The organism is Micromonospora sp. CA-111912, from assembly GCF_050948415.1.
Classification (GTDB): domain Bacteria; phylum Actinomycetota; class Actinomycetes; order Mycobacteriales; family Micromonosporaceae; genus Micromonospora.
This window is the reverse complement of record NZ_CP192007.1, coordinates 2446493-2472710: the sequence shown is the minus strand read 5'-3', so window position 1 is coordinate 2472710 and position 26218 is coordinate 2446493. Positions and strand designations below refer to the sequence as shown.

Here is a 26218-nt window from a genome sequence, read left to right as displayed (position 1 = left end):
CGTGCCCTTACAGCACGAAGGCGTCCGTCCACAGCGCTCCGGAGCGGCCGGAGAGGGCGTCCAGCATCGCCACCGCCTGGCCGTCGGTGAGCTGCGCGACGAAGTCGATGATCGCCCGCCCCCGGGCTCGGCCGACCCGGTCCGGGGTGCGCGGGTGCAGCTCCGCCTCAGCCAGCTCGACCAGGTCGTGCAGCCGACGCGGCAACCGGGACTCCTCCTCCGGGTCGAGCAGCCACTCCCACAGCGCCTCGACGAGGGTGTCCAGCAGCCGGGCCTGGCCGCGTTGGTGCAGGGCGAGGTCCGGCCGGGCCAGCACGAACCGGTGGTGGACGAACTTGAGCACCTGCACCTCGTGCCACTGCGCCGGGGCGAGCAGCACGTGCCCGGAGCGCATCGACGGGGCCTCGGCGACGGTGATCGCGTCGACGAACCGGGTGGTCCACCGGGCGGAGAACCGGGCCACGTACTGCTCCGCCTCGACAGAGCCGTCGAACGGCATGGCCAGCAGCCCCTCGACCAGTTCCTCGCGGACGTGCTCGACGGCGGCGGCGAACGCCTCGTCGTCGGTGATCCAGGCGTCCTTGCGGTGCAACTGCCGGCGCAGCCGCTCGATCGCCGCCCCGGGCCGCCGGGCCGCCCCGGCCAGGGCCGGCTCGGTGACCGCCCGGAAGTGCCCGTTCTCCCGCTGCCAGGCCGTCAGCTCGGCGGCCACGGCCCCCTGCTGGAGCACCCCGACCCGGTAGAAGTCCTCCACGTCGTGGATGGCGTACGCGATGTCGTCGGCGGTGTCCATCACCGACGCCTCGACGGTCTGCTGCCAGTCGGCGATCCGCCCGACGAACGGCTCCCGGGCCTGCCGCAGGTCGGCCAGCTCCGTGCGGTACGCGCCGAACTTGGCCGAGCCGCTGTCCGGGTCGGCGGGCGGGGCGGCGGCGCCCCGGGGCGGCGGGTCGAGGTGCCGGGGGTGCGGGTCCGGATGGTCCAGCCGGGTCCACGGGTACTTCAGCAGGGCCGCCCGGACCGCCGCGGTCAGGTCGAGGCCGGTGGTCGCCGCGCCCCGGATCTCGGTGCTGGTGACGATCCGGTACGACTGTGCGTTGCCCTCGAACCCGTCGGCCAGGCCAAGCCGGTGCCGGGCCAGCCGGTCGAGCACCCGCTCCCCGAGGTGCCCGAACGGCGGGTGGCCGAGGTCGTGGGCGAGCGCGGCGGCCTCCACCACGTCCGGGTCGCAGCCGCCCAGCTTCTCCAGCAGACCCCGCCAGCGATCGTCGGCGGTGAGCCGCTCGGCGATCGCCCGGGCCACCTGGGCCACCTTGAGGCTGTGGGTGAGCCGGTTGTGCACGAGCAGCCCGGAGCCGCCGGGGCTGATCACCTGGGTGACCCCGCCCAGCCGGGTGAAGAAGGGCGAGGCCACGATCCGGTCCCGGTCGGCCCGGAACGGGCTGCCGGCGAGATCGCCGAGGGCCCGGGCGCTACCGCCGAAGAGCCGACGCGCCCGCGGGTCAGCGGGAGGTTCCATGATCGCCACGCTAGTGCGGTGTCGACAGATGTTCACCGCGTTTCCGGTCACGTTTTGTGGATCCTCACGGGTCGGGCGGCCCACCGGGGCGGCTCCGGCTGAACGCCTGGCCCCGACCAGGCATCATGTCGCCCATGAAGATCACCGGCGGCGGCGACTCCGGCGGCCAGGGGCCCTGCCCCTGCCGCAAGCCGACCCACTGCCATGCCACGGGCCACTGCCACGGCGAGGTCGGCGCGCGTCGTCAGGGACCCGGCTGCAAGGGCCGCAAGGGGGCCCTGGACTCCTGTGGCGACGACCCTTGCAGCAGCCCGGGCTGCTGCGACTTCGGGCTCTACTCCACCCTGCTCACCCTGGGCGCCGCCGTCGCGGCCGCCGCCGGCAGCAAGGCACCCGCCCACCGGGGCCGGACGGCCGGCACTCGGCCGGGACCGCTGGACCGGGCCGGCCTCGCCGCGATCCGCGGCTACCGCCGGTGGCTGTCGCACCGCTGGCCGGGGCAGTGCCGGTACACCCCGAGCTGCAGCGCGTACGGACTCGCCGCCGTCGACCGGTACGGGCTGGCCGTCGGCGGGCGACTCGCGGCGGCCCGGCTACGCCGTTGCCGGCCGCAGGTGCCGCTCGGAACCGCCGACCCGCTGCCCTGACCGCCCCCGCCGCTCAGCTTGGGATGAAGCTGGGGAAGCCGTTGGGATCAGGACCAGCCACCCGCTCCTCGGGCGGCGTGCGCGGGCGGCGGGTCAGGGCGGCGGCGTCGGGGGCGGACGGCACAATGCAGGGCGGAACCCACTCAGAAGGCGGATCAGATCGTGACCCAGTCTGTGCACCAGCGGATCGCCGACGAGCTCGGCGTCGCCGAACGACAGGTACGGGCGGCCGTGGAGCTGCTCGACGGCGGCTCCACCGTGCCGTTCATCGCCCGCTACCGCAAGGAGGCCACCGGCCTGCTCGACGACGCCCAGCTGCGCACCCTGGAGGAGCGGCTGCGCTACCTGCGTGAGCTCGACGAGCGTCGCGCCGCGGTGCTGGAGTCCATCCGCGGCCAGGGCAAGCTCGACGAGGCCCTGGAAGCGCAGATCATGGCGGCCGACTCGAAGTCCCGGCTGGAGGACATCTACCTGCCGTACAAGCCGAAGCGGCGGACCCGGGCGCAGATCGCCCGCGAGGCCGGGCTGGAGCCGCTGGCCGAGGCGCTGCTGACCGACCCGGGGCAGGACCCTCGGGAGCGGGCCGCCGGGTTCGTCGACGCCGAGCGGGGGGTGGCCGACGCCGCCGCCGCGCTGGACGGTGCGCGGGCCATCCTCATCGAGCGGTTCGCCGAGGACGCTGACCTGATCGGCACGCTGCGCGAGCAGATGTGGTCGCGGGGGCGGCTGGTCTCCCGGGTACGCGACGGTCAGGAGTCGGCCGGGGCGAAGTTCGCCGACTACTTCGACTTCGCCGAGCCGTACCCGAAGCTGCCCTCGCACCGGATCCTGGCGATGCTCCGGGGCGAGAAGGAGGGCGTGCTCGACCTGACGATGGCCCCGGAGACCGAGGGCGACCCCGACGCCGCGCCGACCGGCCCCAGCCGGTACGAGGGAGCGATCGCCGGCCGGTTCGGGGTCACCGACCACGGCCGGCCCGCCGACCGGTGGCTGGCCGACACGGTGCGCTGGGCCTGGCGCACCCGGATCCTCATCCACCTCGGCGCCGACCTGCGGATGCGGCTGTGGCAGGCGGCCGAGGAGGAGGCCGTCCGGGTCTTCGCCACCAACCTGCGCGACCTGCTGCTCGCCGCCCCCGCCGGCACCCGGCCGACCATGGGCCTCGACCCGGGCCTGCGCACCGGGGTGAAGGTCGCGGTGGTCGACGCCACCGGCAAGGTGGTGGCCACCGACACGATCTACCCGCACGAGCCGCGCCGGCAGTGGGACGCCTCGATCGACACCCTCGCCCGGCTGGCCGGGGCGCACGGCGTCGAGCTGATCGCCATCGGCAACGGCACCGCCAGCCGGGAGACCGACAAGCTCGCCGGTGACCTGATCAAGCGGCACCCGGAGCTGCCGCTGACCAAGGTGGTGGTCTCCGAGGCCGGGGCGTCGGTCTACTCCGCCTCCGCGTACGCCTCGCAGGAGCTGCCCGAGCTGGACGTGTCGCTGCGCGGCGCGGTCTCCATCGCCCGCCGGCTCCAGGACCCGCTCGCCGAGCTGGTCAAGATCGACCCGCGCTCGATCGGCGTCGGTCAGTACCAGCACGACCTGTCCGAGGTGAAGCTCTCCCGGTCGCTGGACGCCGTGGTCGAGGACTGCGTGAACGCCGTCGGCGTGGACGTCAACACCGCCTCCGCGCCGCTGCTGACCCGGGTCTCCGGCATCGGCGCCGGGCTGGCGGAGAACATCGTGCTGCACCGGGACGCCAACGGCCCGTTCCGCTCCCGCAAGGAGCTGAAGAAGGTGGCCCGCCTCGGCCCGAAGGCGTTCGAGCAGTGCGCCGGCTTCCTGCGCATCCCCGGCGGCGACGACCCGCTGGACTCCTCCAGCGTGCACCCGGAGGCATACCCGGTGGTGCGGCGGATCCTCACCCGCACCGGGCAGGACCTGCGCTCGCTGATCGGGCAGAGCACGATCCTGCGCGGCCTGCGGGCCACCGACTTCGTCGACGACACGTTCGGCCTGCCCACCGTCACCGACATCCTGGCCGAGCTGGAGAAGCCCGGGCGGGACCCGCGACCGGAGTTCCGGACCGCGACGTTCGTCGAGGGCGTGGAGAAGATCGGCGACCTGACCCCCGGCATGGTGCTGGAGGGCGTGGTCACCAACGTGGCGGCGTTCGGCGCGTTCGTCGACGTCGGCGTGCACCAGGACGGCCTGGTGCACGTGTCGGCGATGTCCCGCACCTTCGTCAAGGACCCGCGCGACGTGGTGAAGTCGGGCGACGTGGTCCGGGTCAGGGTGCTCGACATCGACGTGCCGCGCAAGCGGATCTCGCTGACGCTGCGGCTGGAAAACGAGACCGAGGCGGGCCGGCGTGGCCCGGACGACGGGCGACGCGAGCGCGGCGGCCGGGGCGAGCCATCCGGGGGCGGGCGGGGCGAGCAGTCCGGCGGCGGGCGGGGCGAGCCGTCCGGCGGCGGCCGGGGGAAGCAGTCCGGCGGCGGCCAGGGGCGGGGCGGTCCCCGTGGGGACGGCCAGGGGCGCGGCGGCTCGCAGCAGCGGTCGGGCCGGGGCGGCGGGACTCCCCCGCCCGCCGACGGGCCGATGGCCGAGGCGCTGCGCCGGGCCGGCCTGGCCTGACCGGTCGCGGTGGGGCGGGCGCGGCGCGTACCGTCGCCGGCATGGGTGGCGACGACGACGTCCAGTGGCGGGAGCGGCAGCGGCGGGCGGTGCGCGCGCACGCCGAGGCGGACGAGCGGCGGCGGGCGGCCGAACGCGCCGAGGCGGCACAGATCGTGGCCTGGTTCACGGCCGAGGCGACCCGGCGCGGGCTGCGGCCGACCCGGCTGGCCGCCGTGCCGTACGCGGGCCAGGGTCGGTACCGCACCCGGCTCACCGGTTGGTACGTCGACCGGGCCCGTTCCCGCGCGGTGGACACCGCCGGCCGGTGGTACCTGCTGACCGTCCCGGCGGGCCTGCGGGCCCGGCTCCTCGGCGCCGACCCGCAGCCCGTCCCCGCGCCCCTGATCGTCGGCGAGGGTGGCCGGGACGGCGATTCGGTCCCGCTGCGTGACCTGCTCACCCGGCGGCTGGCCGCCGGCGACGACTGGTGACCCGGGGCGACCCGGCCGGGGATGTCGCGTCAGCCGCCGGCCGGCCGGGACCGGGCCGTGCGGCGGCGGACCCGCCGGGCCACGTGCCACCACCAGGCCTGCTGCACACCCAGGGTGGCCAGCCCGGCTAGCACGATCGCGCACAGGTTGATCACCAGCTGCAGCGCCGACCCGGCCGCCTCGTGCCACACCCCGTACGCGGCGGCGACGGAGACGTTGGCGGCGGCCGGCACGGTGGTGACCGAGATCAGGACGCCCACCAGGGAGCCGGACTTCTTCGAGGTCAGCGAGAGCATCCCGGCGATCCCGGCGAGCAGGCCGACGACCCAGGACAACGCGTCCGGTCGCCAGATGAAGTCGGTCAGCGGCCGGGCGGCGAGCAGCATGTCCCGGTCGACCAGGCCGGCCAGCGTCAGCGCCCAGGTGCTGAGCACGGTGGCGAGCATGGCGGCCAGGAAGCCCACCACCAGGGCCTGCACGGAGCGGCCGACGACGGCCGGCCGGCGGCGCAGCAGGGCCACGCAGAGGGCGGCCAGCGGGCCGAACTCCGGCCCGACCACCATCGCGCCGACGATCAGGATGGGCTGGTCGAGCAGCACCCCGATCCCGGCGATCATGGTGGCCACCACGATGAGCACCAGGTAGGTGGCGGACAGCTCGGTCTGCTCGCCGGTCTTCGCGGCCACCTCGTCCCAGACCACCGCGTCCGCCCCGCTGCCGGGAGCCTCCTCGGCGGCCCGGTCGGCGGCGCTGGACACCGTCAGCTCCACGTCGTCGGCGGCGATCCCGCCGCGTGCCTCGACGCCCAACTCCTGCAACCCGCGCAATACGTTGTCGGCTCGCTCACGGACCACGTCGCAAAGAATGAGGTCGCCCGCCGGCTGCCGGGCCGCCCCGGGGAGCACCGCCAGGTGGGTGACGCCGGGATCGGCGGCGAGCAGGTCGGTCACGGCCGACGACTGGTCCGGCGGGGCGATCACCCTGAGGTGCAGCACGGCCCGTCCCCTCACGCCTAGCCCGAGCCGCCAGGCGCGGCCGGCAGCACTCTACCGCCCGCCGGCCCATCCCCCGGCCCGCCGGCAGACAGGCCCCCGGCGGCCTGTCTGCCGGCCCACCCGGCCCGACCCGCGCGACCACGCCCGATACGTGAAAACGACGGTCGCCGGTCCGCCGTTTGGTAGAACGGTTCTGACCGATGTGACGTGGTCCAGGCGAGAGACGGAGAAAACGTGGATTCCTCCCGTATTCCGCAGTGCGGTACCGACCTTCCGCCCGGCACGGCCGGGTCCGTGGCGTCATGACCGCCGACCCGGTCTACCTCTCCCCGCCCGACCTCGGGCCGGTGGAGGAGGCCTACCTGCTGGCCGCGTTCCGGGCGCGGCAGGTCGGCCCGTTCGGCCCGGACATCACCGCCCTCGAACACGCGACCGCCGAGCGGGTCGGCACCCGGGCCGCGCTGGCGACCAGTTCCGGAACGGCCGCCCTACACCTGGCCATGCTCGGCCTCGGCGTCGGCCCCGGGCAGGTGGTGATCGTCCCGACGCTGACCTTCGCGGCCACCGCGAACGCCGTCGCGTACACCGGTGCCCGGCCGGTCTTCGTGGACTGCGACGAGGAGACCGGGAACCTCGACGTGCCGCTGCTGGCCGCCCTTCTGGCCCGCCTGCGGGCGGCGGGGACGCCGGTCGGGGCGGTCATGTCCGTGGACCTCTTCGGCACCTGCGCGGACTACACCTCGCTGCTGCCGGTGTGCGCCGACGCCGGGGTGCCCGTGATCGAGGACGCGGCCGAGTCGCTGGGCGCGACCCACCGGGGCCGACCCGCCGGCTCGTTCGGCCGCGCGGCCATCCTCTCCTTCCAGCACAACAAGATCATGACCACGTCGAGCGGCGGGATGCTGCTCTCCGACGACGAGGCGTTCGTCGCGCGCTGCCGGTACCTGGCCGCGCAGGCCCGCCAGCCGGTGGTGCACTACGAACACACCGAGGTCGGGTACAACTACCGCCCCAGCAACCTGCTCGCCGCGCTCGGTCGCGGCCAGCTGCACCGCCTGGACGGCATGCTGACCCGGCGGCGGCTGCTGCGGGAGCGGTACGCGAAGCTGTTCGCCACCGTGCCCGGCGTACGCCTGCTCGGCGACGACGACGGCGGCGGCAACTGCTGGATGTCCACCGTGGTCGTGGACCCCGCCCGGGCGGGCTGGCGGGCGACGGACCTCGCCGCCGCGCTCGCCCTCGACGAGATCGAGACCCGGCCGGTGTTCAAGCCGATGCACCTGCAACCGGTCTACGCCGACGCGCCCGCGTCGGTCACCGGCGTCGCCGAGCGCCTCTTCGACACCGGTCTCATCCTGCCGAGTGGGTCCGCGCTCGACGAGCGGCAGGTCGACCGCGTGTGCGGGGCCGTCGAACGGTTCCTGGACCGCCGGTGACGGGCGACTTCGCCCTGACCGGACCGGGCCCGCAGGCCGGCCGGCTCGACGCCGACTGTCCCGACGTCTACTTCACCGCCGGCTACGGTACGGCGGACGCCGCGGCGCAGGGTGGCGCCTGGCACAGCGCCCGGCTGGGGCGGCGGATCCAGCTCCCGTACGTGCTGCGGGCCGTCGCCGACGGGGTGACCGACGGGGTCAGCCCGTACGGCTACTGCGGCCTGCACGTCGAACCCGGCTGCCCGCCCGAGGACCTGGCCCGGTTCTGGGCCCGGGCCGTGGCCTGCTGGCGCGACCAGGGCATGGTGAGCCTCTTCCTCCGCTTCTCGCCGCTGGATCCCGCGCCGGTGGCGGCCGTCCGGGCACTCGGGACGGTGCGGCTGGCGCAGCACGGCGAGACCGTGGCCGTCGCCGTGGACGCGGGCCCCCGCCGGGTGTGGGAGGCGATGGCGGGCCGGGCCCGCACCGCCGTCCGCAAGGCGGGGAACGCGGGGCTGACGGCCGAGCTGCGGCCGGCCACGGCCCTCGACCTCACCGCCGCCGCGCCGTTTCGGCGGGTGTACGAACGGACCATGCGCCGCATCGGCAGCGCCGAACGCTACCTGTTCCCCGACGGCTACTACCGGCTGCTGTCGTCGGGGCTGGACAAGGACCTGCTGCTCGCCTCGGTACGCGACCCCGACGGGGAGGTCGTCGCGGCGGCCCTCGTGCTGCGGCACCGGGACCGGGCGCACTACCACCTCGCCGGCTCGGAGCCGGCTGCGGCCCGCGACGGCGCCAACAACCTGCTGGTCTGGCGCATCCTGGAGTGGGCCGCCGAGACCGGCTGCGCCCGGGTGCACCTCGGCGGCGGGGTGCGCGGCGACGACGGGCTGCTCCGCTTCAAGACGTCGTTCGGCGGCGCCCTCGTCCCCTGGTGGACGGGCGCGGTGGTGCTCGACCGGGACCGGTACGCGGCGCTGACCGCCGCCCGCGCCCACCGCCTGGGCCGCCCGGTCACCGACCTGCACGCCGGCGGGTTCTTCCCCGCCTACCGGGCCGGCGGGCGCTGACCCGCGCCCGGTCCGGCCCGATCGGGCCGGTCAGCGCCGGATGCCGGCCCAACCGTGGTGCAGCCGCACCGTGGAGAGGATGAAGCTGACGACCCGGCGGGAGGTGTCGGTGACCTGGTAGTCCGCCGGGCAGGGCACGCCCGCGGACGCCACCTGGGCGACGGCGACCGTCACCGCCTCGCGGACCGCGTCCGGGTCGAGCTCGGTCAGCAGGATGCCGGCGCTGTCCAGGGCCTCCGGGCGTTCGATCGAGTTGCGCAGCGTCACCGCGGGGAAGCCGATGATCGCCGCCTCCTCGCTGATCGTGCCGCTGTCGGACAGGGTGCAGCGGGCCTGCGCCTGCAGGCGTACGTAGTCGAACAGGCCGAACGGCTCGTGGAACGTGATGCCGGCCAGGTCGGCCGGGTCGGGTGCCAGCTCGGCCAGTCGCTTGCGGGTACGGGGGTGGGTGGAGACGAGCACCGGCAGGTCCCAGTGCTCCCGGACCGCCCGCAGGCAGTCCAGGAGCCGGGCCAGCCGGGGGGCGTCGTCGACGTTCTCCTCCCGGTGGGCGCTGACCAGGAAGTAGCCGCCTGGGGTCAGCCCGAGCTGCTCCAGGATGCCGGACTTGTCGATCTCGGCGCGGTAGTGCTCCAGCACCTCCCGCATCGGCGACCCGGTGTGCATGATCCGACGCGGGTGCAGCCCCTCGGCCAGCAGGTTGCGCCGGGCGTGCTCGGTGTAGACCAGGTTGAAGTCGGCCACGTGGTCGACCACCCGCCGGTTCGTCTCCTCCGGCACGTTCAGGTCGAAGCAGCGGTTCCCGGCCTCCATGTGGTAGACGGGCACCCGCATCCGCCGGGCGATCAGCGCGGCGATGCAGCTGTTCGTGTCGCCGAGCACCAGCAGGGCGTCCGGCCGCAGGTCCTCGATCGCCCGTTCCACCCCGGTCAGCACGCCGCCGAGCACGCTGCCCAGCGAGGTGGTGTCCACCCCGAGGTAGCGGTCGGGCTGGCGCAGCCGCAGCTCGGTGAAGAAGACGTCGGACAGGGTCGGGTCCCAGTTCTGCCCGGTGTGCACCAGCACGTGGTCGACCGTCCGGTCGAGCCGGGCGATGACCCGGGACAGCCGGATGATCTCGGGTCGGGTCCCGACCACCGTCATGACGCGCGTCATCGACGCCTCCCCCGGTCCGCGGCCTTGATCATGATGTCCTCCAACTGGTCGACTCCCACCCGCAGCGACATGCGGTCCAGATACACCTGGCGGGCGCGGTCGGCCGTCGCCCGCCGCTCGGCGACGGGCTGGGCCGCCGCGGTGGCGAACCGGTCGGCGAGCGCCCGCCAGTCCTCCGGCGGGCAGGTGAGTCCGACCCGGGCCGAGCGGACCAGCCGGGCGGTGTCGCCGCCCGCCGAGACGATCACCGGACGGCCGCAGGCCAGCGCCGCCTGGAGCTTCGACGGGACGGTCCCCCGCAGGCCGGCCGCGTCCCGCAGGCAGATGAGCTGGTGCTCGGCCGCGGCGTACAGCTCGGCCATCCGCTCCGGCGGGTGGCGGCCGAGGAACCGGACGTTGTGGGCGCCGAGGTCGGCGGCGAGCCGGCGGGCGCTCTCCTCCTGCACCCCCGATCCGACCAGCACCAGGTCGACGAGGTCGCGGGTCGCGGCGGCGGCCCGGACCGCCGTCTCGATCCCCTGGAGCAGCCCCAGGTTCCCGGCGAACATGATCGTGCAGCGTCCGGTGTGGCCGATGGCGGCGCGGGCGGCGTCGGTGGCCGGCACCGGCCGGAACAGCCGGTCGTCGGTCCAGTTCCAGACCACCCGCACCTGGTCCGGGTCCGCGCCCCGCTCGATGACGAGTTCGGCCATCGTCGGCGAGATCACCGCGACGGCCGTGACCGACCGGTAGATCCGGCGCATGGCCGCGGCGATCGCCCCGTCGAGCAGCCGGCCCGCGCGCCCCTGCGGCGCCATCCCGGAGTGCAGCACCGACTCCGGCCACGGGTCCTGCACGTGCAGGACGGCCGGCGTGCCGCGCAGCAGCCGGCCGACGACGGCCGCGGCGACGGACGTCGGCGGCGGGTGGTAGACGTACGTCACGTCGACGTCGGCGAGGTAGCGCGCCCCGGCGACCGCGCTCGTCGCCGCGAAGGACAGGTAGCTGGCCGCCCGGCGCACCGGCGACCGGTCGTGGCTGGGGTACGCCGGCACCCGACGCACGGTCAGCCCTCCGGTGCGGACGCAGTCGTACCACCGCTGCCGGTAGCCGGGATAGACGCGGCCGTACGGATAGCTCGGGAAGGAGGTGAGCACCTTCACCTCGTGTCCGCGCGCGACGAGTTCCGCGGCGAGGTTGTCCTGGATGAAGGCGCCCTCCGGCGGGTACCACTGGCTGACCAGGCCGATCCTCATCCGGCGACCACCGCGCTCGACACCAGGGCCGGCAGGTCGACCGGCTCGGGGTACGTGTCGGGCCGGTCCGGGTCGAAGATGTCGTTGGCCCAGAACAGGGTGACCAGCTCACCGGGCCCGGTGTTGGTGATCCGGTGCGCCCACATCGTCGGCATGTCCACGGCGACCGGCTCGTCCCCGGCGACCGCGAACCGGACGACGTCGGCGTGGCCGACCCGGCGCAGCGCGATCTCCGCCGAGCCGCGCAGCACGACGAAGCGCTCGATCTTGGCGAGGTGGAAGTGCTCCCCCCGGGTCACCCCGGGGTGGGTGCCCGAGCAGAAGCTCTGGCCGCCGCCGTCGTGCACCTTGACCGTCTCCACCAGCTCGCCCCGGGCGTCCGAGCGCCGGGGCAGCGGCATCGGGACGCCGGACGGGAAGACGTGCGAGCGGTAGGTGTTGAACAGCCGCACGTAGTGGCGGTCCCGCAGCGGCGGGACCTCCGCCCGGCGGTAGGCGTCGGCGAAGCCGGTCAGCCGGTGGGCCAGCTCACCCACCCCGATCCGCAGCGCCGGCATGGCCGGGTCCCAGGACCCGCCGGCCGGCACGCCGACGAGCCGGGCGGCGGCGTCGGTGACGTGCACCAGCTCCATGTCCCGGTCGAGCTGCACCTGCGGCGTGTCGCCGGAGGCGAGCAGCCGGCAGAAGGTCGCGACCACGGAGTTGTAGAAGGGCCGGCCGTGCTCGCCGTACAGGTTGGGCAGCAGCACGTCGTCGAGGGCGGCCCCGGTGCCGGCCAGGATCTCCGCCGCGGCGGCCTTCGCGTCGCCGTACGGGGTGCCGTTGCCGGCCTGGACCGAGTTGGCGAAGACCACCGCCGGCGGGGCGGGGCAGCGCCGCAGCCCGTGTGCGAGCTGCGCGGCGAGCTGGACGTTCCCGGCGGCCACCTGGGCGGGGTCGCCCCGGTTCACACCGGCCAGGTGCAGCACCCGGTCGACCCCGGAGAGCTTCGCGGCGACGGCGTCCGGGTCGGTCAGGTCCGCCCGGGTGACGACGACGGGCTCCGGTCGGCCCAGGGCGCGCAGCAGCGTCCGGACGTGCCAGCCGAGGAAGCCACCAGCGCCGGTGACGGCCAGCCTCAGCACGCCGGCACCGGGTCCCGCAGGGCCAGCTCCGCGCGGATCTCCGGCAGGCCGCGCAGCAGCTCCATGATCTCCGGTACGCCGAGCCGGGGCGCGTTGGCCGAGTTGAAGTCCTCCCGGGGCACCTCGCCCAGCTCGCCCTCGGAGACGTACAGCGCGTAGTTCAGGTCCCGCCCGTCGATCGGCACCCGGAAGAACTCCCCGAAGTCGTCTGCCTGGGCCAGTTCCTCCCGGCTGGCCAGCGTCTCGTGCCACTTCTCGCTGTGCCGCACGCCGATGACGTCGAGCTTGCACGGCACGTCGAACAGCCGACAGACGGCCTCGGCGAGGTCCGCGATGGTCCCGGCGGCTGCCTTGCGGATGAAGACGTCGCCGGGCTGCGCGTGGTGGAAGGCGTGCTCGACCAGGTTGACCGAGTCGGCCAGCGACATCAGGAACCGGGTCATCGTCGGGTCGGTGACGGTCAGCGGCCGGCCGGCCTTGATCTGCTCGACGAAGAGCGGGATCACCGAGCCGCGCGAGTACATCACGTTGCCGTACCGCACGCAGGAGACCGTGGTGGCGCTGCGCGGGTCGTTGCGGGCGTGGGCCTGGGCCACCTTCTCCATCAGGGCCTTGCTCATGCCCATCGCGTTGACCGGGTAGACCGCCTTGTCGGTGCTGAGCACCACCACGGAGCCGACCCCGTTACGCGCGGCGGCCTCGACCACGTTGGCGCTGCCGAGAACGTTGGTGCGCACCGCCTCCAGCGGGAAGAACTCGCAGGACGGCACCTGCTTCAGCGCCGCCGCGTGGAAGACGAAGTCGACCTCGCGGGTCGCCCGTTCGACCGTGTCCCGGTCCCGGACGTCGCCGACGTGGTAGCGAACCCGCTCGTCGCCGAGGGTCCGGCGCATCGCGTCCTGTTTGGCCTCGTCGCGGCTGAGGATGCGCACCTCCCCCACGTCCTGGGACAGCAGGCGGCGCGTCATGGTCTGTCCGAAGGAACCGGTGCCGCCGGTGATGAGCACCCGGCGGCCCGAGGTCGTGAAAGCCATAGCCTCTCCCGTTCGTCACGGCCGGCGGACGGCTTTCCCCGTTCCGCCCGCCCGTGCCCCGCCGAATCCGCCGGCCGCGCGGGCGACCGCCCGGACCTGACCTGGCTCCGGTGCGGCACCCGGGTCAACGACGGCCCGTACCCGCAGATACGCGTTTCGGGTTATATCCTCGAATCGCTCTCAAGCGGATGAGACAGGGGGAAACCACTCCTCCGGAGCCGCTTTGGCGGGCCTGCCGTGGGCGGGCCCATCGAGGGCGGTTCGCGCCGATTCACCCACCTCGGCACCCCACAACTGGTACAAAGGGCGCGGACCATGCGGTCCCGACCGGTCCCGTCACGCTCCACAGCAGAGTGGTCGACCGGGGCGGCGGCGCGGTCCGTCAGCGAAGGAGCACCATGCCGCCAGTTCGAACAGCGCACCCGGCCCGGTGCCGCCCGGCCGGCGCGAGCCCGACCGTGGCCGCCCCCGGGCGGTGCACGCTCCGATGACCACCTCGCCACCTCGACTCGGCCCGCGTACCCCCGCCGGGGCGCGGCAGTCGCGGGCAACGGACCGCCCGATGGGACCGGTCCCGTCCGGCCCGGGGCGGCGGCGCCGCCGGGCGGATGGACCCGCCGCGTGGCTGCTCCGCGCGTGGCCGACCGGCCTGCCCAGCGTCGTCCTGCTCTGCTGGATCGCGTTCTGGGCGGCCCGCCCGCCGTGGTGGTCGTTCAACTGGCTGGCCCCGATGGCCGTGGTGGCGCTGCTGCTCAGCGGCCGGCTGCCCCGGCCGCGCTGGGCGGACGCCCTGGCGGCGGCGACCGCGGGCTGGGCGTACAACACCAACCTCTGGTCGGACCGGCCGGACCTCACGGCAATGGGCGCCTACCGGTACGCGACGGTCTGCCTGCTCTTCGTGGCCTGCCGGCACGTGCTGCGCACCCGGCGGGACCTGCTGCTGGTGGGCGGGACGTTCCTCGCCGGCTGCGTGGTCGTCGCCCAAGAGGTGGTCACCGGAGCGGCCGAGGACCTCCGCTCGCGGGGGCAGGTGCTCGACGTCGCCCATCGGTTCGGTGTCGAGGGCCGGGAGGTGAATCTCACCGCCTACACGCTGGTCGCCGGGATCGTGGTCGCCGCGATCCTCACCGCGGCCGTGGCACGTCACCGGCGGTGGCGGCTCGTGCCGCCGGCCGCCGGGGCGCTGTTGCTCTGGGCCGTGCTGCTCACCGGCTCCCGGGGCGCCGCGATCGGGGTGCTGCTCGGCGTGCTCGCCATGCTGGCGGCCCGGTTCTGGTCCCGTCCGACGGTGCTCGGCCTCGGCGTGCTCGGGCCCGCGCTGCTCTTCCTGGTGCCACTGGGCAGGACCCCGAGCTGGACGATGACCTGGCTCGACGGCATGTACGGCCGGGCGACCGGCGACATCTCCGGGCGGCTGTGGCTCTGGCCATACGCCGTCACCACCTGGTCGGAGCACCTGCTCACCGGCTCCGGGCCGGGGGTGCTCATGGCGACCAACCCGTACGGCGTCGGCCCGCACAACCTGCTGTTGACCGTCGGCAACGACCTGGGACTGATCGGCGTGCTGCTCTACTTCGGCACGATCGCCGCCGCCCTGGTGGCGACCGCCCGGGCCACGCCGGTCGGCCGCCTGCTGGCCTGCGGCTTCACCGCGCTGATGCTGCCGATCTGGCTCACCGGCCAGTGGGAGGCGTCGCCGGCCGCCTGGCTGGTCCTGGCCATGCTGACCGTGCTGCCCACCCTGCACGCCCCGGCGACACCGCAGGCCCCGAGCGCGGGGCCTCGGCCGACACCCAGGGTGCCCGCCACCGGGTGAGCCCGGGCGGAACACGTGGTCCGGCCCCGCCCGGCCCTCACCCCAGGCCGGCCCTCACCCCAGGCCGGCCCTTGCCCCGGCCGGGTCGCGCCGGGACTCCGGCGCGGGACCGACCGGCCGCCGGGCGGCCCGCGCCAGGGTCTCGGCGAACCGGGCAGCCACCTGGTCCGCCCGGTGGTGGCGGACGGCGAAGGCCAGCCCCTGCCGGCCCAGCCGCTCGCGCAGCGCGGGATCCGCGCAGAGCCGGGCGACCTCCCGGGCCAGCCGGTCGGGATCGTCGACGCCGACCACCGCGCCGGCCCCGGCCGCGCCCAGGTGGGCCATCGAGGCCAGTTCCGCCGGGCCGAAGCCGAGCACCGGGCGGCCGGCGGCGAGATACTGGGGGATCTTGGTGGACAGCGAGTACCGGGTGTAGTGGCGGTGCTCCTCGGCGAACGACTCGACGTGCACCAGCACGTCGGCGCGGCGCAGCACCGCGGCGACCTCGTCGCTGGCCAGCGACCGGCCCAGCCGGACGCCGGGCAGCCCGAGCCGCTCGCCGTACCGGTCCAGGTCCTGCGGGGGCGCGTGCACGGTCAACCGCGCCCGCAGGCCGTCGGCGGCGAGCCGGCCAAGGGCCTCGCCGACCCGGCGCAGCGACCGCCAACGGTCCAGGTGCAGCCCGCCGACGTACACGAGGTCCAGCACCGCCCCGGCGGGCCGGGCCGGGCCCGGCCGGTCGGCGAAGTCCGCCGGGTCGACGCAGTTGCCGAAGGCCGCGAAGGGCAGCCCGTAGCGGCGCTGGTACTCCCGCGCCATCGGCTCGCTGATCCCCAGTCCGTACGACGAGTGCCGGACCACCTCCCGGACCCCGGCGAGCAGCACGGGCCGGGCGACGCCGAGCGTCTGCCGGTCGGTGTACAGGGTGGTGGGCCAGTCGTCCATGAAGTGCGGCACCAGCGGCACCCCGCACTCCCGGGCCGCCAGCACTGCCAGCCGCATCTGCCGGATGCTGCCCAGCGTCGCGTAGACCACCTGCGGGCGCTGCTCCCGCAGCCACCGGCGCGTCCCGGCGGGCACCCGCAGCGGGCTGAGGTCGACGAACGCCCGCAGCTCTGCCCGCATCCGGGCGCGCAGCGGCCCCGGCTCGACGCCCGCCCCGCCGACAGCCGACCCGTTCCGCGCCCCGCCGACGGCCGAGCGGTTCCGCGCACCCGACGACGTCCCCCGGGTGGTCCGGGCCCGCCAGCGGAACAGGTGGTACTCCACGGGCGCGGAGCGCGGGTCGAGCCGCAGGAACCGTTGGCACACGTCCGTGTCGGGTTCCCGGTCCTCGGCGTAGAGCTGGGCCAGCCGCTGTCGAGGCCAGCCCGCGAAGAGGTTGGACAGGGTGATCCCGGTGCCCGAGGTGCGGCCGAACACCGCCGCGCCGACGACCAGCACCCGCGGATGTTCCTCAGCCGACCAGTTGTCCATCGGATCTCCATTCCGGCGTCGGACGCCCGGCCCGGCGCAGCGCCTTGCGGTAGCCGTACAGGGCGGCGGGGACGACGGTGAGCGCGAACCCGGCCACCGCGACCCAGGGGACCGCCCAGAGCCCGAACCAGGAGGCTCCGTACCACTTGCCGACCAGCGACAGGACGGCGAACACCGCCCAGCCGACCAGTTGCGGGGTGACCACGCCGGCGGCGTTCTGCACCATGAAGCGCGGCGAGAGCGCCGCCTGCACCACCCACCAGGCGCCCAGCCCGGCCAGCAGCCACGGGTCGGCCCCGATCGGCACGGGCAGCCAGGCGTCGAGGAGCTGCTGACCGGCGAACGTCAGGACGACCGTGGGCAGCAGGGTGGCCAGCACCGAGACGACGGTCATCCGGCGGGTGATCCGCCGCACCCAGGCCAGTTGACCCCGGGCCAGGGCGTCCCCGTTGGCCGGCCAGAGCGGCACGTTCACCAGCACCACGAGCTGGCCGAGCTGGGCGAGCAGCTTCGCCGGCACCACGTAGGCGGCGACGGCGGACAGGCCGAGGGCGTGGGCGACGATCAGCGTGTCCACGCTGGTCGCGACGGACGTCACCACGGTCACCACGAAGAACAGCCCGCTGAGGCTCAGCAGCTCGCGGGCGGCTCGCGGGTCGACGCAGCGCAGCCGGGGCCGGATCTGGGAGCCGTCGCGCCAGAAGAACCAGAGGCTGTTGAGCAGGTTGACCACCAGCGGCGCGACGGCCGAGGCCGCGATGATCGTCACCGGTGGCAGCCCGGCCCGGACGATGCCGAGCACCACCACCAGCCCGACCAGGCCCGCCCCGGCCTGCCAGAGGTTGCTCCGGGCGACCTGCTGGCAGGCGTACTGGACCCGGACGATCAGCGACAGCGGCACGTTGAGCACGAACGCGGTGAGGCAGGTCAGGGCGATCGTCCGCGCCTGCCCGGGCGTGATCTGACCGGTGGTGTTGAACACCGACGCCCAGGGCACCGCGTCGGCGAGCAGCCAGAGCACGCCGCAGAGGGCGACCGCCAGCACGGACAGCGTCAGGTAGGCGCTGGAGACGTAGCGACGGGCCAGCTCGTGGTCGCCGGCCGCCTGGCAGGGCGCCAGCTTGGTCATCAGGCCGCTGCCCAGGCCGAGGTCGGCGAAGGCGGCCATCCCGGCGAGCGCGGCCACGGCCATCCAGAGGCCGTACAGGTCGGTGCCGAGGTAGGGCAGCGTCACCGGGACCAGCACGATCGGGACCACGAACCCGGCCAGCCGGCTGAGCACGGCGGTGCAGACGCCGGTGACGAGCCGGCGGGTGCGGTCGGGCGCGCGCCGGTGGGCCCCGGGCGGGGGTCTCTCCCGCTCGACGAGTCCGGCCGGGACGCTCGGCACTAGTGTCCGGCGAGCACGTGGCCGGCCATCCAGGCCACGGTCTCCTCCAGACCGACGCGCAGCGGCACGGGGCGGGCCGTGGGGAACAGCTCCCGCAGCCGACCGCAGTCGGCCTGCGAGTCGCGCACGTCGCCGGGGCGGGGCGGCTCGTGCACCACCGGCAGCCGGCGGCCGAGCACGTCCTCCAACTCGGAGACGAGGTCGAGCAGCGACACCCGGGCCCCGAACGCCAGGTTGACCGCGTCGGGCGCCGCCACCCGGCGCAGCACCGCCTCCACGATCACCGCCGTCACGCTGCCCACGTAGGTGAAGTCGCGGGTCTGCCGGCCGTCGCCGTGCACCAGCAGCGGCCGGCCGGCGAGCGCGGCGGCGACGAAGCGGGGCACCACGGCGGCGTACGCGTGGTGTGCCGCCTGCCGGGGGCCGAACACGTTGAAGAAGCGGAACGGCAGCACGGACAGCCCGTAGCAGGACGCGTAGGACAGGGCGTACGCCTCGGCGGCCAGCTTGGACACGGCGTACGGACTGACCGGCATCGGACGCAGCGTCTCCCGCCGGGGCAGCACGGGGTTCGCCCCGTACACCGAGGAGGACGACGCGAGGACGACCTGGGGCACCCCGTGCCGCCGGGCTGCCTCCAGCACCATCAGGGTGCCGGTGGCGTTCGCGTGGTGGCTGGGCAGCGGCCGGTCGATGGAGCGGGGCACCGAGCCCAGCGCGCCCAGGTGCACCACGCTCTGCGCGCCGACGAAGGCCTCGTCGAGCAGGTCCGGGTCGAGGACGGTGCCCCGCGCCAGCCGGACCGGCACGTCGAGCAGGTTCTCCACCGCACCGGTGGAGAGGTCGTCGACCGCCACCACGTCGGTCACCTGCGGGGCCTCGCACAGCGCCCGGATCAGGTTGGCGCCGATGAAACCGGCGCCTCCGGTCACCACTACCTTCACGATCTCCCCCAGCACTGGTCGGTCTGCACGGCGGCGGCCGGCGCGTAGCCGGGCCACCCGCTGAACAACGACCGCCGATCCGGCAAGTTACTGCAAAAGGGACGGAGGAGGGGCCGGCTGCCGGGCGCCCCCGGCCCGGTGCCCGCCGGCGTCGATCCGGCCGGCGGCGGAACCGAGCGCGCCGAGGAACGCCCGCAGCCGGCGGCCCTGCGCGGCCGGGTTCCTGGTCTCGGCGACGAAGGTCCGTCCCGCCGCGCCGAGCGCGGCGGCCGTCGACGGGGGCAGCTCCAGCACGCGCCGGATCGCGTCCCGGAGCCCGGCGGCGCTGTCGTCGTCGGCGTACACCAGGTGGGGGTCGTAGTCGGCGGGGATGCCGGGCAGCCGGGTGGTCACCACCGGGACCCCCGCCGAGAGGTACTCGATGAGCTTGGACGGGAACGAGTACGGCACGAAGTGCTGGTCGACCGGCCGGGGGTTGACCAGCACCGCCGCCCCGGCGAGCCACCCGGCCAGGTCGGCTCGGTCCAGCAGCCGCGGTGGCGCGACGCGCGGGTCGAGCGCGGCCTGCTCGTGCAGCCACCCCGCCAGTTCGCCCCGCCCGAAGACGCACAGCCGCAGGTCCGGCCCCGGCAGCCCGCGGAACGCCTCGACCAGGCGGTCCACGCCGTAGGCGCGGCTGAGCCCGCCGGCGTACCCGATCTGCCGGGCGGCGGCGACGTCGGCCCGGGGCCGGACCGCGACCGGCGGGGCGCAGATCCCCTCCAGCACCAGCCGGGGACGGCCGGGCGCGAAGTCCTCGGCGAGCGGCCCGGTCAGGGCGACGACGCCGGCGCACCGGCGCAGGGCGGCCCGGACCAGCGCGACGTCCACGGACCGCAGCAGCCGGACCAGCCGGCCCTCGTGCGGCAGCGGCACCCCCGGCGGGTCGGTCAGCACCGGCACGACCCGGACCCCGCGCAGCCGGCCCAGCACCAGGGCGGCCCAGAGGAACGGTGTGTGCACCCCGTGGACCAGCAGCACGTCGGCGGGCTCTTCCCGCAGCATCCGGGAGCCCCGCCGGCAGGCCGCGACGAACCGGGTGAGGTGCTTGAGGCCGAGCAGGTTGACGAAGCCGAGGAGCTGGCCGTCCACCCCGGCGTGGCGGAACCGGGCGGCCCGGTACCGGATCCGGGGGTTGCGGGGGTAGGTGGAGACCGGGGCGGCGGACAGCAGCCGGACCGGGCAGCCGGCGTCGCGCAACGCCCTCACCAGCCCCCAGGCGAAGGCGTGGGTCTGGGTGGAGTGGACGGCGTCCCCGGCCATCACCCGGTCCAGCGCCTCGTCGGGCAGCGTGAAGCCGAGCAGGACGACCCCGGGCGGCACCTCCGGGTCACGCGCGTCGCCGGCCGGCACCGCTCAGCCCGCCAGGATCCGCTGGTACGCCGTGTCCAGCGCCCCGAGCATCGCGTCCAGGCTGTACCGGTCGACGACCGTGCGGCGGGCCCGCGCGCCGAGCCGCGCCCGGGTCCCGGCGTCGCCCAGCAGCGCGGCGAGCGCGTCGGCCAACGCCGTCGGATCTCCGGCCGGCACCAACCGCCCGCCGCCGTCGCGCAGCACCTCCACGTTGCCGCCCACCGCCGAGGCCACCACCGGCAACCCGTGGGCCATCGCCTCCAGCAGGGCGTTGGACAAGTTCTCGTGCAGGGTGGGGAAGACGAACAGGTCGGCGGCACAGAGCAGGTCCGGCACGTCGGCGCGGTTGCCGAGCATCCGTACCCGCGCCGTGCCGGCACCTCGCAGGGCCGCCTCGACGTCGGCGCGGGCCGGGCCGTCGCCGGCCACCAGCAGCACCGGGCGGTCCGGGGAAGGTGGGAGCCGGCGCAGCGCCTCGGCCAGCACGCCGAAGCCCTTCTCCCAGGTCAGCCGGGCCACCACGATCATCGCCAGGTCGTCGGGGCGCAGCCCGAGGTCGGCGCGGATCCGGTCCCGGGCCGCGTCCGGCCGCGCCGGCACGGGCACCCCGTTCGGGATGACGCCGAGGAACCGGTCGGTGCAGCCGCGCAGGAAGTCCCGGCCGGCGGCGTACTCGCAGACCGTCGCGACGTGGCTGGCCGCCCGCAGGGTCAGTGGCTCGGCGCCGCGCACCAGCAGCGCGCGACGCACCGGGCGGTCGACCCGCCGCAGGTCCCGCACGGTCCCGTGCACGGTGACCAGGACCCGCCGGCAGCCGGCCAGCCGGGCCGCGAGGACGCCGTGGAACCCCTCGTTCTGCAGGCCGCGCACGTGCACCAGGTCGGGCCGGACCCGGCGCAGCAGGGCGACCCAGTCCCGCAGCAGGCCGACGTTGAGCGCGCCGTTGCCGCTGGTCTGGTGCATCCGGACGAAGTCGTACCGGTCGGCCAGCCGGGAGGCGAGGACCCGTTCGACGGCGGTGAGCGGCCCGTTCGCGCCCGGCGTCCCGGCCGAGTGCTGCACCACCACGGGACGGGTGCGGGTCCCGGGCCCCGCGCGCCCGATACCAGCCAGGTCAGTGCTCAGGTCCACACCCGCTCCTATCGACGCGCCAGGCAGGAGACGGGCCCCGCCCCGCCGGAGTGCCTACACTAAACCGATCTATGGGGCACAAGTCCCAGACACGCAAAGATGGGGAATATGCCGACATCATCTGCTGATGACACCGCCCAGCCGCCACGGCTGCTCGCGCTGGCGGCCTTCCGGTTCCCGCACGGCGACGCGATGTCCAACCGGCTGCTCCAGCTCGCCCGGTCCGCCACCCCGCCCGGCACGCCCACCCTTGTGGTCAACGACTGGCCGGACGACGGGACCCGGCCGCCCACCGATCCGCCCCTGCCGCCGGGCGTACGACTGATCTACCTCGGCGGCGGCGCCCACGGGCCGCTGGCGCGCTGGCTGCGCCGGCGTGCCCGGCCGCTGCGGGTGCTGGCCGCGCTGCGGCGCGCCGGGGTGCGGCCCCGCGACCTGACCGGCGTCTACCTGCCGGTGAACCTGTTGGACCTCACCACCTGGGCGGTGCTGCGTGTCGCGACGCGCTGCCAGGTGACGGTGGACGTACTCGAACGCCACGACCCGGAGCAGTTCCCCCGGGGCCGGCTCACCCCCTACTTCCTGCGGCACCGGTGGGGCCTGTTCCTGGCCAGCCGGCTCGCCGACCGGGTGATCGCCGTGTCCGAGACGCTCGCCGGGCACCTCGTCCGGCACGGACGGCCGACCCTGGTCGTACCGCCGCAGGTCGACCTCGCCGAGCACACCGCGCCGGCGTCGCCGCCACCGATCGCCGAGGGGGTCCGGCTGCTCTACGCCGGCTCGGCAGGGCCGAAGGACCTGCTGTCGGTGGTGCTGACGGGCGTGCGGGGACTGCCCCGGGCCGAGCGGGACCGGGTCCACCTGGTGATCGCCGGCTTCGACCGGGACCGGGCGGCGAGCCTGTCGGACCTCGACGAGGGCCTGCTCACGGAGCTGGCCGACCGGGTCACCTTCCTCGGCCGGGTGCCCCGCGACCGGGTGCTGGCGGAGCTGCGCCGGTCGCACTTCTCCGTGCTGGTCCGGCCCCTGGCCGGGTACGCACAGGCGGGCTTCCCCTCGAAGGTGCCGGAGAGCCTCGCCGCCGGGTGCCCGGTGCTGCTGAACTCCACCAGCGACCTGGGACGGTACGTCGTGGACGGCCGGGAGGGGCTGGTGCTCGCCGGGCCCACGGCCGACGACGTCCGGGACGGGCTGGTCCGCGCCCTGGCCCTCGACGACGTCGGCTGGCGGGCGATGAGCCGGGCCGCCCGGGAACGAGCCGGGTCCTTCGACTACCGGTTGTGGGCCCCGGTCGTCAGCACGTTCGTCGCCGGCCCGGGGGCCGCCCCCGACGGGGCACCGGCGAGGTCCGCCAGCGCGGCCAGTTCGTCCGGGGTCAGCCGGTGACCGGGCGGATCAGCACCGCGCCGACCTCGACCACACATCGAGGCATTGACATACCTATCACGCACCAGAAGGCTCACGCTACAGGTCCCTGCACACCGAGGAGCGCGGATGAAGAAGGCACGGCTGGCGATAGCCGGCGTGTTGACACTGGTCGGCGCGTTGGCGCTGACCCCGCCGGCGGGCGCCCGGCCACCGTCGGACCCCGCCGGCCGCGACGGCCTGGAGGTGTACGTCGGCACGGTCACGCCGGAGCAGCGGGAGAAGCTGCGGGCGGCCGGGGTCGACCTCGGCCACGACCAACGCGGCACCGACGGGGCCGGGGCCACCCGCGTGGAGACGGTGCTGAGCCGGCGGCAGGCGGACCGGCTCGCCGGCCAGGGCGTCCGGCTGGCCGTGAAGCGGGTGCACGGCCGGGACGCCTCCCAGGCCCTGCGCGAGCAGGCCGCCGCCGGGTGGTCGGCGTTCCGGTCGTACAGCGAGGCCGGCGGCATCCGCGACGAGCTGACGGCCACCGCCGCGCGCTTCCCGAAGCTGGCCAAGGTGGAGACCATCGGCCGCACGGTGCAGGGCAAGCCGATCCTCGCGGTCAAGGTCACCCGGGACGCCCGGACGGTGCCGGACGGGAAGCGCCCGGCGGTGCTGTACGCCAGCAACCAGCACGCCCGGGAGTGGATCACCCCGGAGATGACCCGCCGGCTGCTGCACCACGTGCTCGACAACTACGGCACGGACGCCGGGATCACCCGGCTGCTCAACACCACCGAGCTGTGGTTCCTGCCGGTGGCCAACCCCGACGGCTACGACCACACGTTCACCCCCGGCAACCGGCTGTGGCGCAAGAACCTGCGGGACAACGACGGCGACGGGCGGATCACCACCGCCGACGGCGTCGACCTGAACCGCAACTTCGGCTACCGGTGGGGGTACGACAACGAGGGCTCCTCGCCGGAGCCGAACAGTGACACCTACCGAGGCACCGCCGCCGGCTCGGAGCCGGAGACGAAGGCCCTGGACCGACTGTTCCGGCGGGTCGGCTTCGAGTTCTTCGTCAACTACCACTCGGCGGCCCAACTGCTGCTCTACGGCGCTGGCTGGCAGGTGAGCACCCCCACCCCCGATGACGTGATCTACCAGGCGATGGCCGGCGACGACGCGAACCCGGCGGTGCCCGGCTACGACCCGGACCTCTCCGCCGAGCTGTACACCACCAACGGCGACACCGACTCGCACGCCCAGGTCCGCTACGGCACGCTCGGCTTCACCCCGGAGATGTCCACCTGCGAGACGGCCTCTGCCGTCGACCCGGACGACCAGTGGCGGCCGGAGGACTGCGTCAGCGGCTTCGTCTTCCCCGACGACGAGAAGCTGATCTCCGCCGAGGTGGCCAAGAACCTGCCGTTCGCCCTCGCCGTGGCGAAGTCGGCGGCCGACCCGGACGAGCCGGTGTCGGTGGTCGGCCGCAGCACCCCGGACTTCGTGGTGGACGCCTTCGACACCTCGTACGGGCGGACCCAGCAGGTGGCCACGATCGCCCGGCGGGCGCTGCGCGACGTGCGGATGCACTACGTGATCAACGGCGGCCGGCCCAAGACGGTCAAGGTCCGCGAGTGGCGCGGCGGCGAGCGGTACGGGGACACCAACAACGTCTGGTACGCCGAGCAGCGCGGCACGGTGACCGGCACGAAACCCGGTGACCGGGTCGAGGTCTGGTTCACCGGGGTCAAGCCGCGCAAGGGCCCGGTGGCCAGCGAACGGTTCACCTACCGGGTGCACACCGACGTCGGCGGGGACGTGCTGGTCCTCGCGATGGAGGACGTCACCGGGCTGAGCCCCGTCCAGGACGCCACCACGGCGAAGTACGCCGACGAGGTCGCCGGCGCGCTGAGCGCCGCCGGGCGCAGCAGCGACGTGTACGACTTCGACGCGATGGGCCGCCGCGCGCCGCACCCGCTGGGCGTGCTGTCGCACTACCGGGCGGTGGTCTGGGAGACCGGGGACGACGTGATCCTGCGCGCCCCGGGCCAGGTGGGCGGCACCACGGCCGAGGCCGCGCTCACCACCGAACTGGCGGTGCGCGACTACCTCAACGAGGGCGGCAAGGTGCTGGTCAGCGGCAAGTACGCGCTGTTCGCCCAGGCCGCGAACGGCTCCTACCTGTACCGCCCGGATGCCCCGCCGGAGTGCACCGACCCGGACGACGCCACCTGCCTGCCGGTGCTCAACGACTTCCAGCAGTACTGGCTGGGGGCGTACACGTACGTCAGCGGCGGGGGCGGCGACGCCGACGGGACGCCGTACCCGGTCCAGGGGTCCGCCGGGGCCTTCGCCGGGTTCGCCGGCCGGCTCAACGCCGACGGCTCGGCCGGCAACCAGGACCACACCGCGTCGTTCCTGACCACGTCGAGCTTCCTGCCGCCGGACGAGTTCCCGCAGTTCGGCGGGGCGGCCACGGTGGACTGGGTCCGCCCGGGCAGCGCGCCGTTCGACCCGCGTACCGGCGAGTGGTACCTGTACAGCGGCCGGGCCGACGAGTCGTACAAGCGACTCACCCGGACCGTCGACCTGACCTCGGCCGGCAGCGCCCAGCTCCGCTTCTTCACCTCCTACGACATCGAGGAGAACTGGGACTTCCTGACCGTCGAGGCGCACGAGGTGGGCAGCGACGACTGGACCACCCTGCCGGACGCCAACGGGCACACCGGCACCGCCACCGGCGAGAGCTGCGAGGCCGGCTGGGCGAACGAGCTGCACCCGTTCCTGGCCCACTACCAGGGCACCGACTGCTCCCCCACCGGCAGCACCGGGAGTTGGCACGCCGCCACCGGCGCGTCCGGCGGTTGGCAGGAGTTCGCGGTCGACCTGTCGGCGTACGCGGGCAAGAAGGTCGAGATCTCCATCTCGTCCGTCTCCGACTGGGGCACCCAGGGGCTCGGCGTCTTCCTCGACGACGCCCGGGTGATCGTCGACGGCGCCACGGTCAGCGAGACCTCGTTCGAGGCCGCCGACCTGGGCGGCTGGACGGTGTCCGGCCCGCCGCCCGGCTCCGCGCCGGGGGCGAACGACTGGTCGCGCAGCCAGCAGGCGTTCGAGGAGGGGGCGGCGGTGGTCACCCGGGACACCGTCTACCTCGGCTTCGGCCTGGAGGGGCTGGCACCGGCGGCCCGCAACGATCTGGTGGCCCGGTCGTTGACCCACCTGCTCGGCGGTTCCCGCCGGTGACGTCGCGCGGCGCGGTGCGCCGCTGACCGGGTGACGGGTGCGCCGGTGGTGGGATGCCGCCGGCGCACCCGTGTGTCCGCCCGGCGCGCCGGGGTCGACGCGCCGCCGCGCCTCCGGTGCCGGGAAGCGGTCCGAGAGCAGAAATCGGAAACATCATACAAAAGCCTCCCAAGGCTGATAGAAACAC

General features: G+C 74.8%; 19 protein-coding genes. 8 read left to right on the top strand and 11 right to left on the bottom strand.

Going from position 1 to position 26218, the window contains the following annotated elements:
- Nucleotides 1–7 precede the first annotated feature (7 nt).
- The gene (locus ACQPZO_RS10320) at nt 8–1519 is read right to left on the bottom strand and encodes a deoxyguanosinetriphosphate triphosphohydrolase family protein (RefSeq protein ID WP_433349182.1); all 1512 of its coding nucleotides are present in this window, start codon (nt 1517–1519) and stop codon (nt 8–10) included.
- Between the two features lie 134 nt (nt 1520–1653).
- On the opposite strand from ACQPZO_RS10320, the gene yidD reads away from it, so the two are divergent.
- The 3 genes from yidD (at nt 1654) to ACQPZO_RS10305 (ending at nt 5267) form a co-directional block, all read left to right on the top strand.
- Complete coding sequence (gene yidD, locus ACQPZO_RS10315; protein ID WP_433349180.1) at nt 1654–2166, top strand: membrane protein insertion efficiency factor YidD; 513 nt, start codon at nt 1654–1656, stop codon at nt 2164–2166.
- Between the two features lie 162 nt (nt 2167–2328).
- Complete coding sequence (locus ACQPZO_RS10310) at nt 2329–4794, top strand: Tex family protein (protein ID WP_433349178.1); 2466 nt, start codon at nt 2329–2331, stop codon at nt 4792–4794.
- 41 nt (nt 4795–4835) lie between these two features.
- Nucleotides 4836–5267 (top strand): hypothetical protein, encoded by a 432-nt coding sequence (locus ACQPZO_RS10305; protein ID WP_433349176.1) that lies wholly within the window; start codon nt 4836–4838, stop codon nt 5265–5267.
- A 29-nt stretch (nt 5268–5296) separates the two neighbouring features.
- Here the strand turns inward: ACQPZO_RS10305 and ACQPZO_RS10300 are convergent, their stop codons facing one another.
- The gene (locus ACQPZO_RS10300) at nt 5297–6262 is read right to left on the bottom strand and encodes a DUF389 domain-containing protein (RefSeq protein WP_433349174.1); all 966 of its coding nucleotides are present in this window, start codon (nt 6260–6262) and stop codon (nt 5297–5299) included.
- Between the two features lie 302 nt (nt 6263–6564).
- On the opposite strand from ACQPZO_RS10300, the gene ACQPZO_RS10295 reads away from it, so the two are divergent.
- Together ACQPZO_RS10295 and ACQPZO_RS10290 are read left to right on the top strand one after the other, a co-directional pair.
- On the top strand, nt 6565–7698 hold the full coding sequence (locus ACQPZO_RS10295) for a DegT/DnrJ/EryC1/StrS family aminotransferase (RefSeq protein ID WP_433349172.1): 1134 nt from the start codon (nt 6565–6567) through the stop codon (nt 7696–7698).
- Nucleotides 7695–8750: a GNAT family N-acetyltransferase gene (locus ACQPZO_RS10290; protein ID WP_433349170.1), complete on the top strand. Its 1056-nt coding sequence runs from the start codon at nt 7695–7697 to the stop codon at nt 8748–8750. Before ACQPZO_RS10295 ends, ACQPZO_RS10290 begins: the two co-directional genes overlap by 4 nt.
- A gap of 30 nt (nt 8751–8780) precedes the next feature.
- On the opposite strand, the gene wecB is transcribed toward ACQPZO_RS10290, so the two are convergent.
- The 4 genes from wecB to ACQPZO_RS10270 are packed head-to-tail and all read right to left on the bottom strand — an operon-like array spanning nt 8781 to nt 13298.
- Complete coding sequence (wecB, locus tag ACQPZO_RS10285; protein WP_433349168.1) at nt 8781–9905, bottom strand: non-hydrolyzing UDP-N-acetylglucosamine 2-epimerase; 1125 nt, start codon at nt 9903–9905, stop codon at nt 8781–8783.
- A complete protein-coding gene (locus ACQPZO_RS10280; protein ID WP_433349166.1) occupies nt 9902–11140 on the bottom strand; it encodes a glycosyltransferase family 4 protein in 1239 nt (412 codons plus the stop codon). Before ACQPZO_RS10280 ends, wecB begins: the two co-directional genes overlap by 4 nt.
- Entirely contained in the window at nt 11137–12264 is a 1128-nt protein-coding gene (locus tag ACQPZO_RS10275) for an NAD-dependent epimerase/dehydratase family protein (RefSeq protein ID WP_433349164.1), read from the bottom strand. Before ACQPZO_RS10275 ends, ACQPZO_RS10280 begins: the two co-directional genes overlap by 4 nt.
- Entirely contained in the window at nt 12258–13298 is a 1041-nt protein-coding gene (locus ACQPZO_RS10270; protein ID WP_433349162.1) for an SDR family NAD(P)-dependent oxidoreductase, read from the bottom strand. The genes ACQPZO_RS10275 and ACQPZO_RS10270 overlap by 7 nt, the downstream gene beginning before the upstream one ends.
- A gap of 562 nt (nt 13299–13860) precedes the next feature.
- On the opposite strand from ACQPZO_RS10270, the gene ACQPZO_RS10265 reads away from it, so the two are divergent.
- Nucleotides 13861–15114, top strand: coding sequence for an O-antigen ligase family protein (locus tag ACQPZO_RS10265; RefSeq protein ID WP_433349160.1), 1254 nt, complete (start codon nt 13861–13863; stop codon nt 15112–15114).
- Between the two features lie 54 nt (nt 15115–15168).
- Here ACQPZO_RS10265 and ACQPZO_RS10260 read toward each other — a convergent pair whose 3' ends face one another.
- The 5 genes from ACQPZO_RS10260 to ACQPZO_RS10240 form a co-directional block, all read right to left on the bottom strand.
- Nucleotides 15169–16569: a glycosyltransferase family protein gene (locus ACQPZO_RS10260; RefSeq protein WP_433349158.1), complete on the bottom strand. Its 1401-nt coding sequence runs from the start codon at nt 16567–16569 to the stop codon at nt 15169–15171.
- Nucleotides 16550–17959 carry a lipopolysaccharide biosynthesis protein gene (locus tag ACQPZO_RS10255; protein WP_433349156.1) on the bottom strand — a complete coding sequence of 470 codons (1410 nt, stop codon included), beginning with the start codon at nt 17957–17959 and terminating at the stop codon, nt 16550–16552. The genes ACQPZO_RS10260 and ACQPZO_RS10255 overlap by 20 nt, the downstream gene beginning before the upstream one ends.
- Entirely contained in the window at nt 17959–18891 is a 933-nt protein-coding gene (locus tag ACQPZO_RS10250) for an NAD-dependent epimerase/dehydratase family protein (protein ID WP_433349154.1), read from the bottom strand. Before ACQPZO_RS10250 ends, ACQPZO_RS10255 begins: the two co-directional genes overlap by 1 nt.
- 99 nt (nt 18892–18990) lie before the next feature.
- Complete coding sequence (locus ACQPZO_RS10245) at nt 18991–20295, bottom strand: glycosyltransferase family 4 protein (RefSeq protein WP_433349152.1); 1305 nt, start codon at nt 20293–20295, stop codon at nt 18991–18993.
- A gap of 3 nt (nt 20296–20298) precedes the next feature.
- Nucleotides 20299–21426: a glycosyltransferase gene (locus tag ACQPZO_RS10240; protein WP_433349150.1), complete on the bottom strand. Its 1128-nt coding sequence runs from the start codon at nt 21424–21426 to the stop codon at nt 20299–20301.
- Nucleotides 21427–21534: 108 nt separating this feature from the next.
- Between ACQPZO_RS10240 and ACQPZO_RS10235 the strand changes: the two genes are divergently transcribed.
- On the top strand, nt 21535–22812 hold the full coding sequence (locus ACQPZO_RS10235; protein ID WP_433349148.1) for a glycosyltransferase: 1278 nt from the start codon (nt 21535–21537) through the stop codon (nt 22810–22812).
- A 108-nt stretch (nt 22813–22920) separates the two neighbouring features.
- The gene (locus ACQPZO_RS10230) at nt 22921–26031 is read left to right on the top strand and encodes a M14 family zinc carboxypeptidase (RefSeq protein ID WP_433349146.1); all 3111 of its coding nucleotides are present in this window, start codon (nt 22921–22923) and stop codon (nt 26029–26031) included.
- Nucleotides 26032–26218 lie beyond the last annotated feature (187 nt).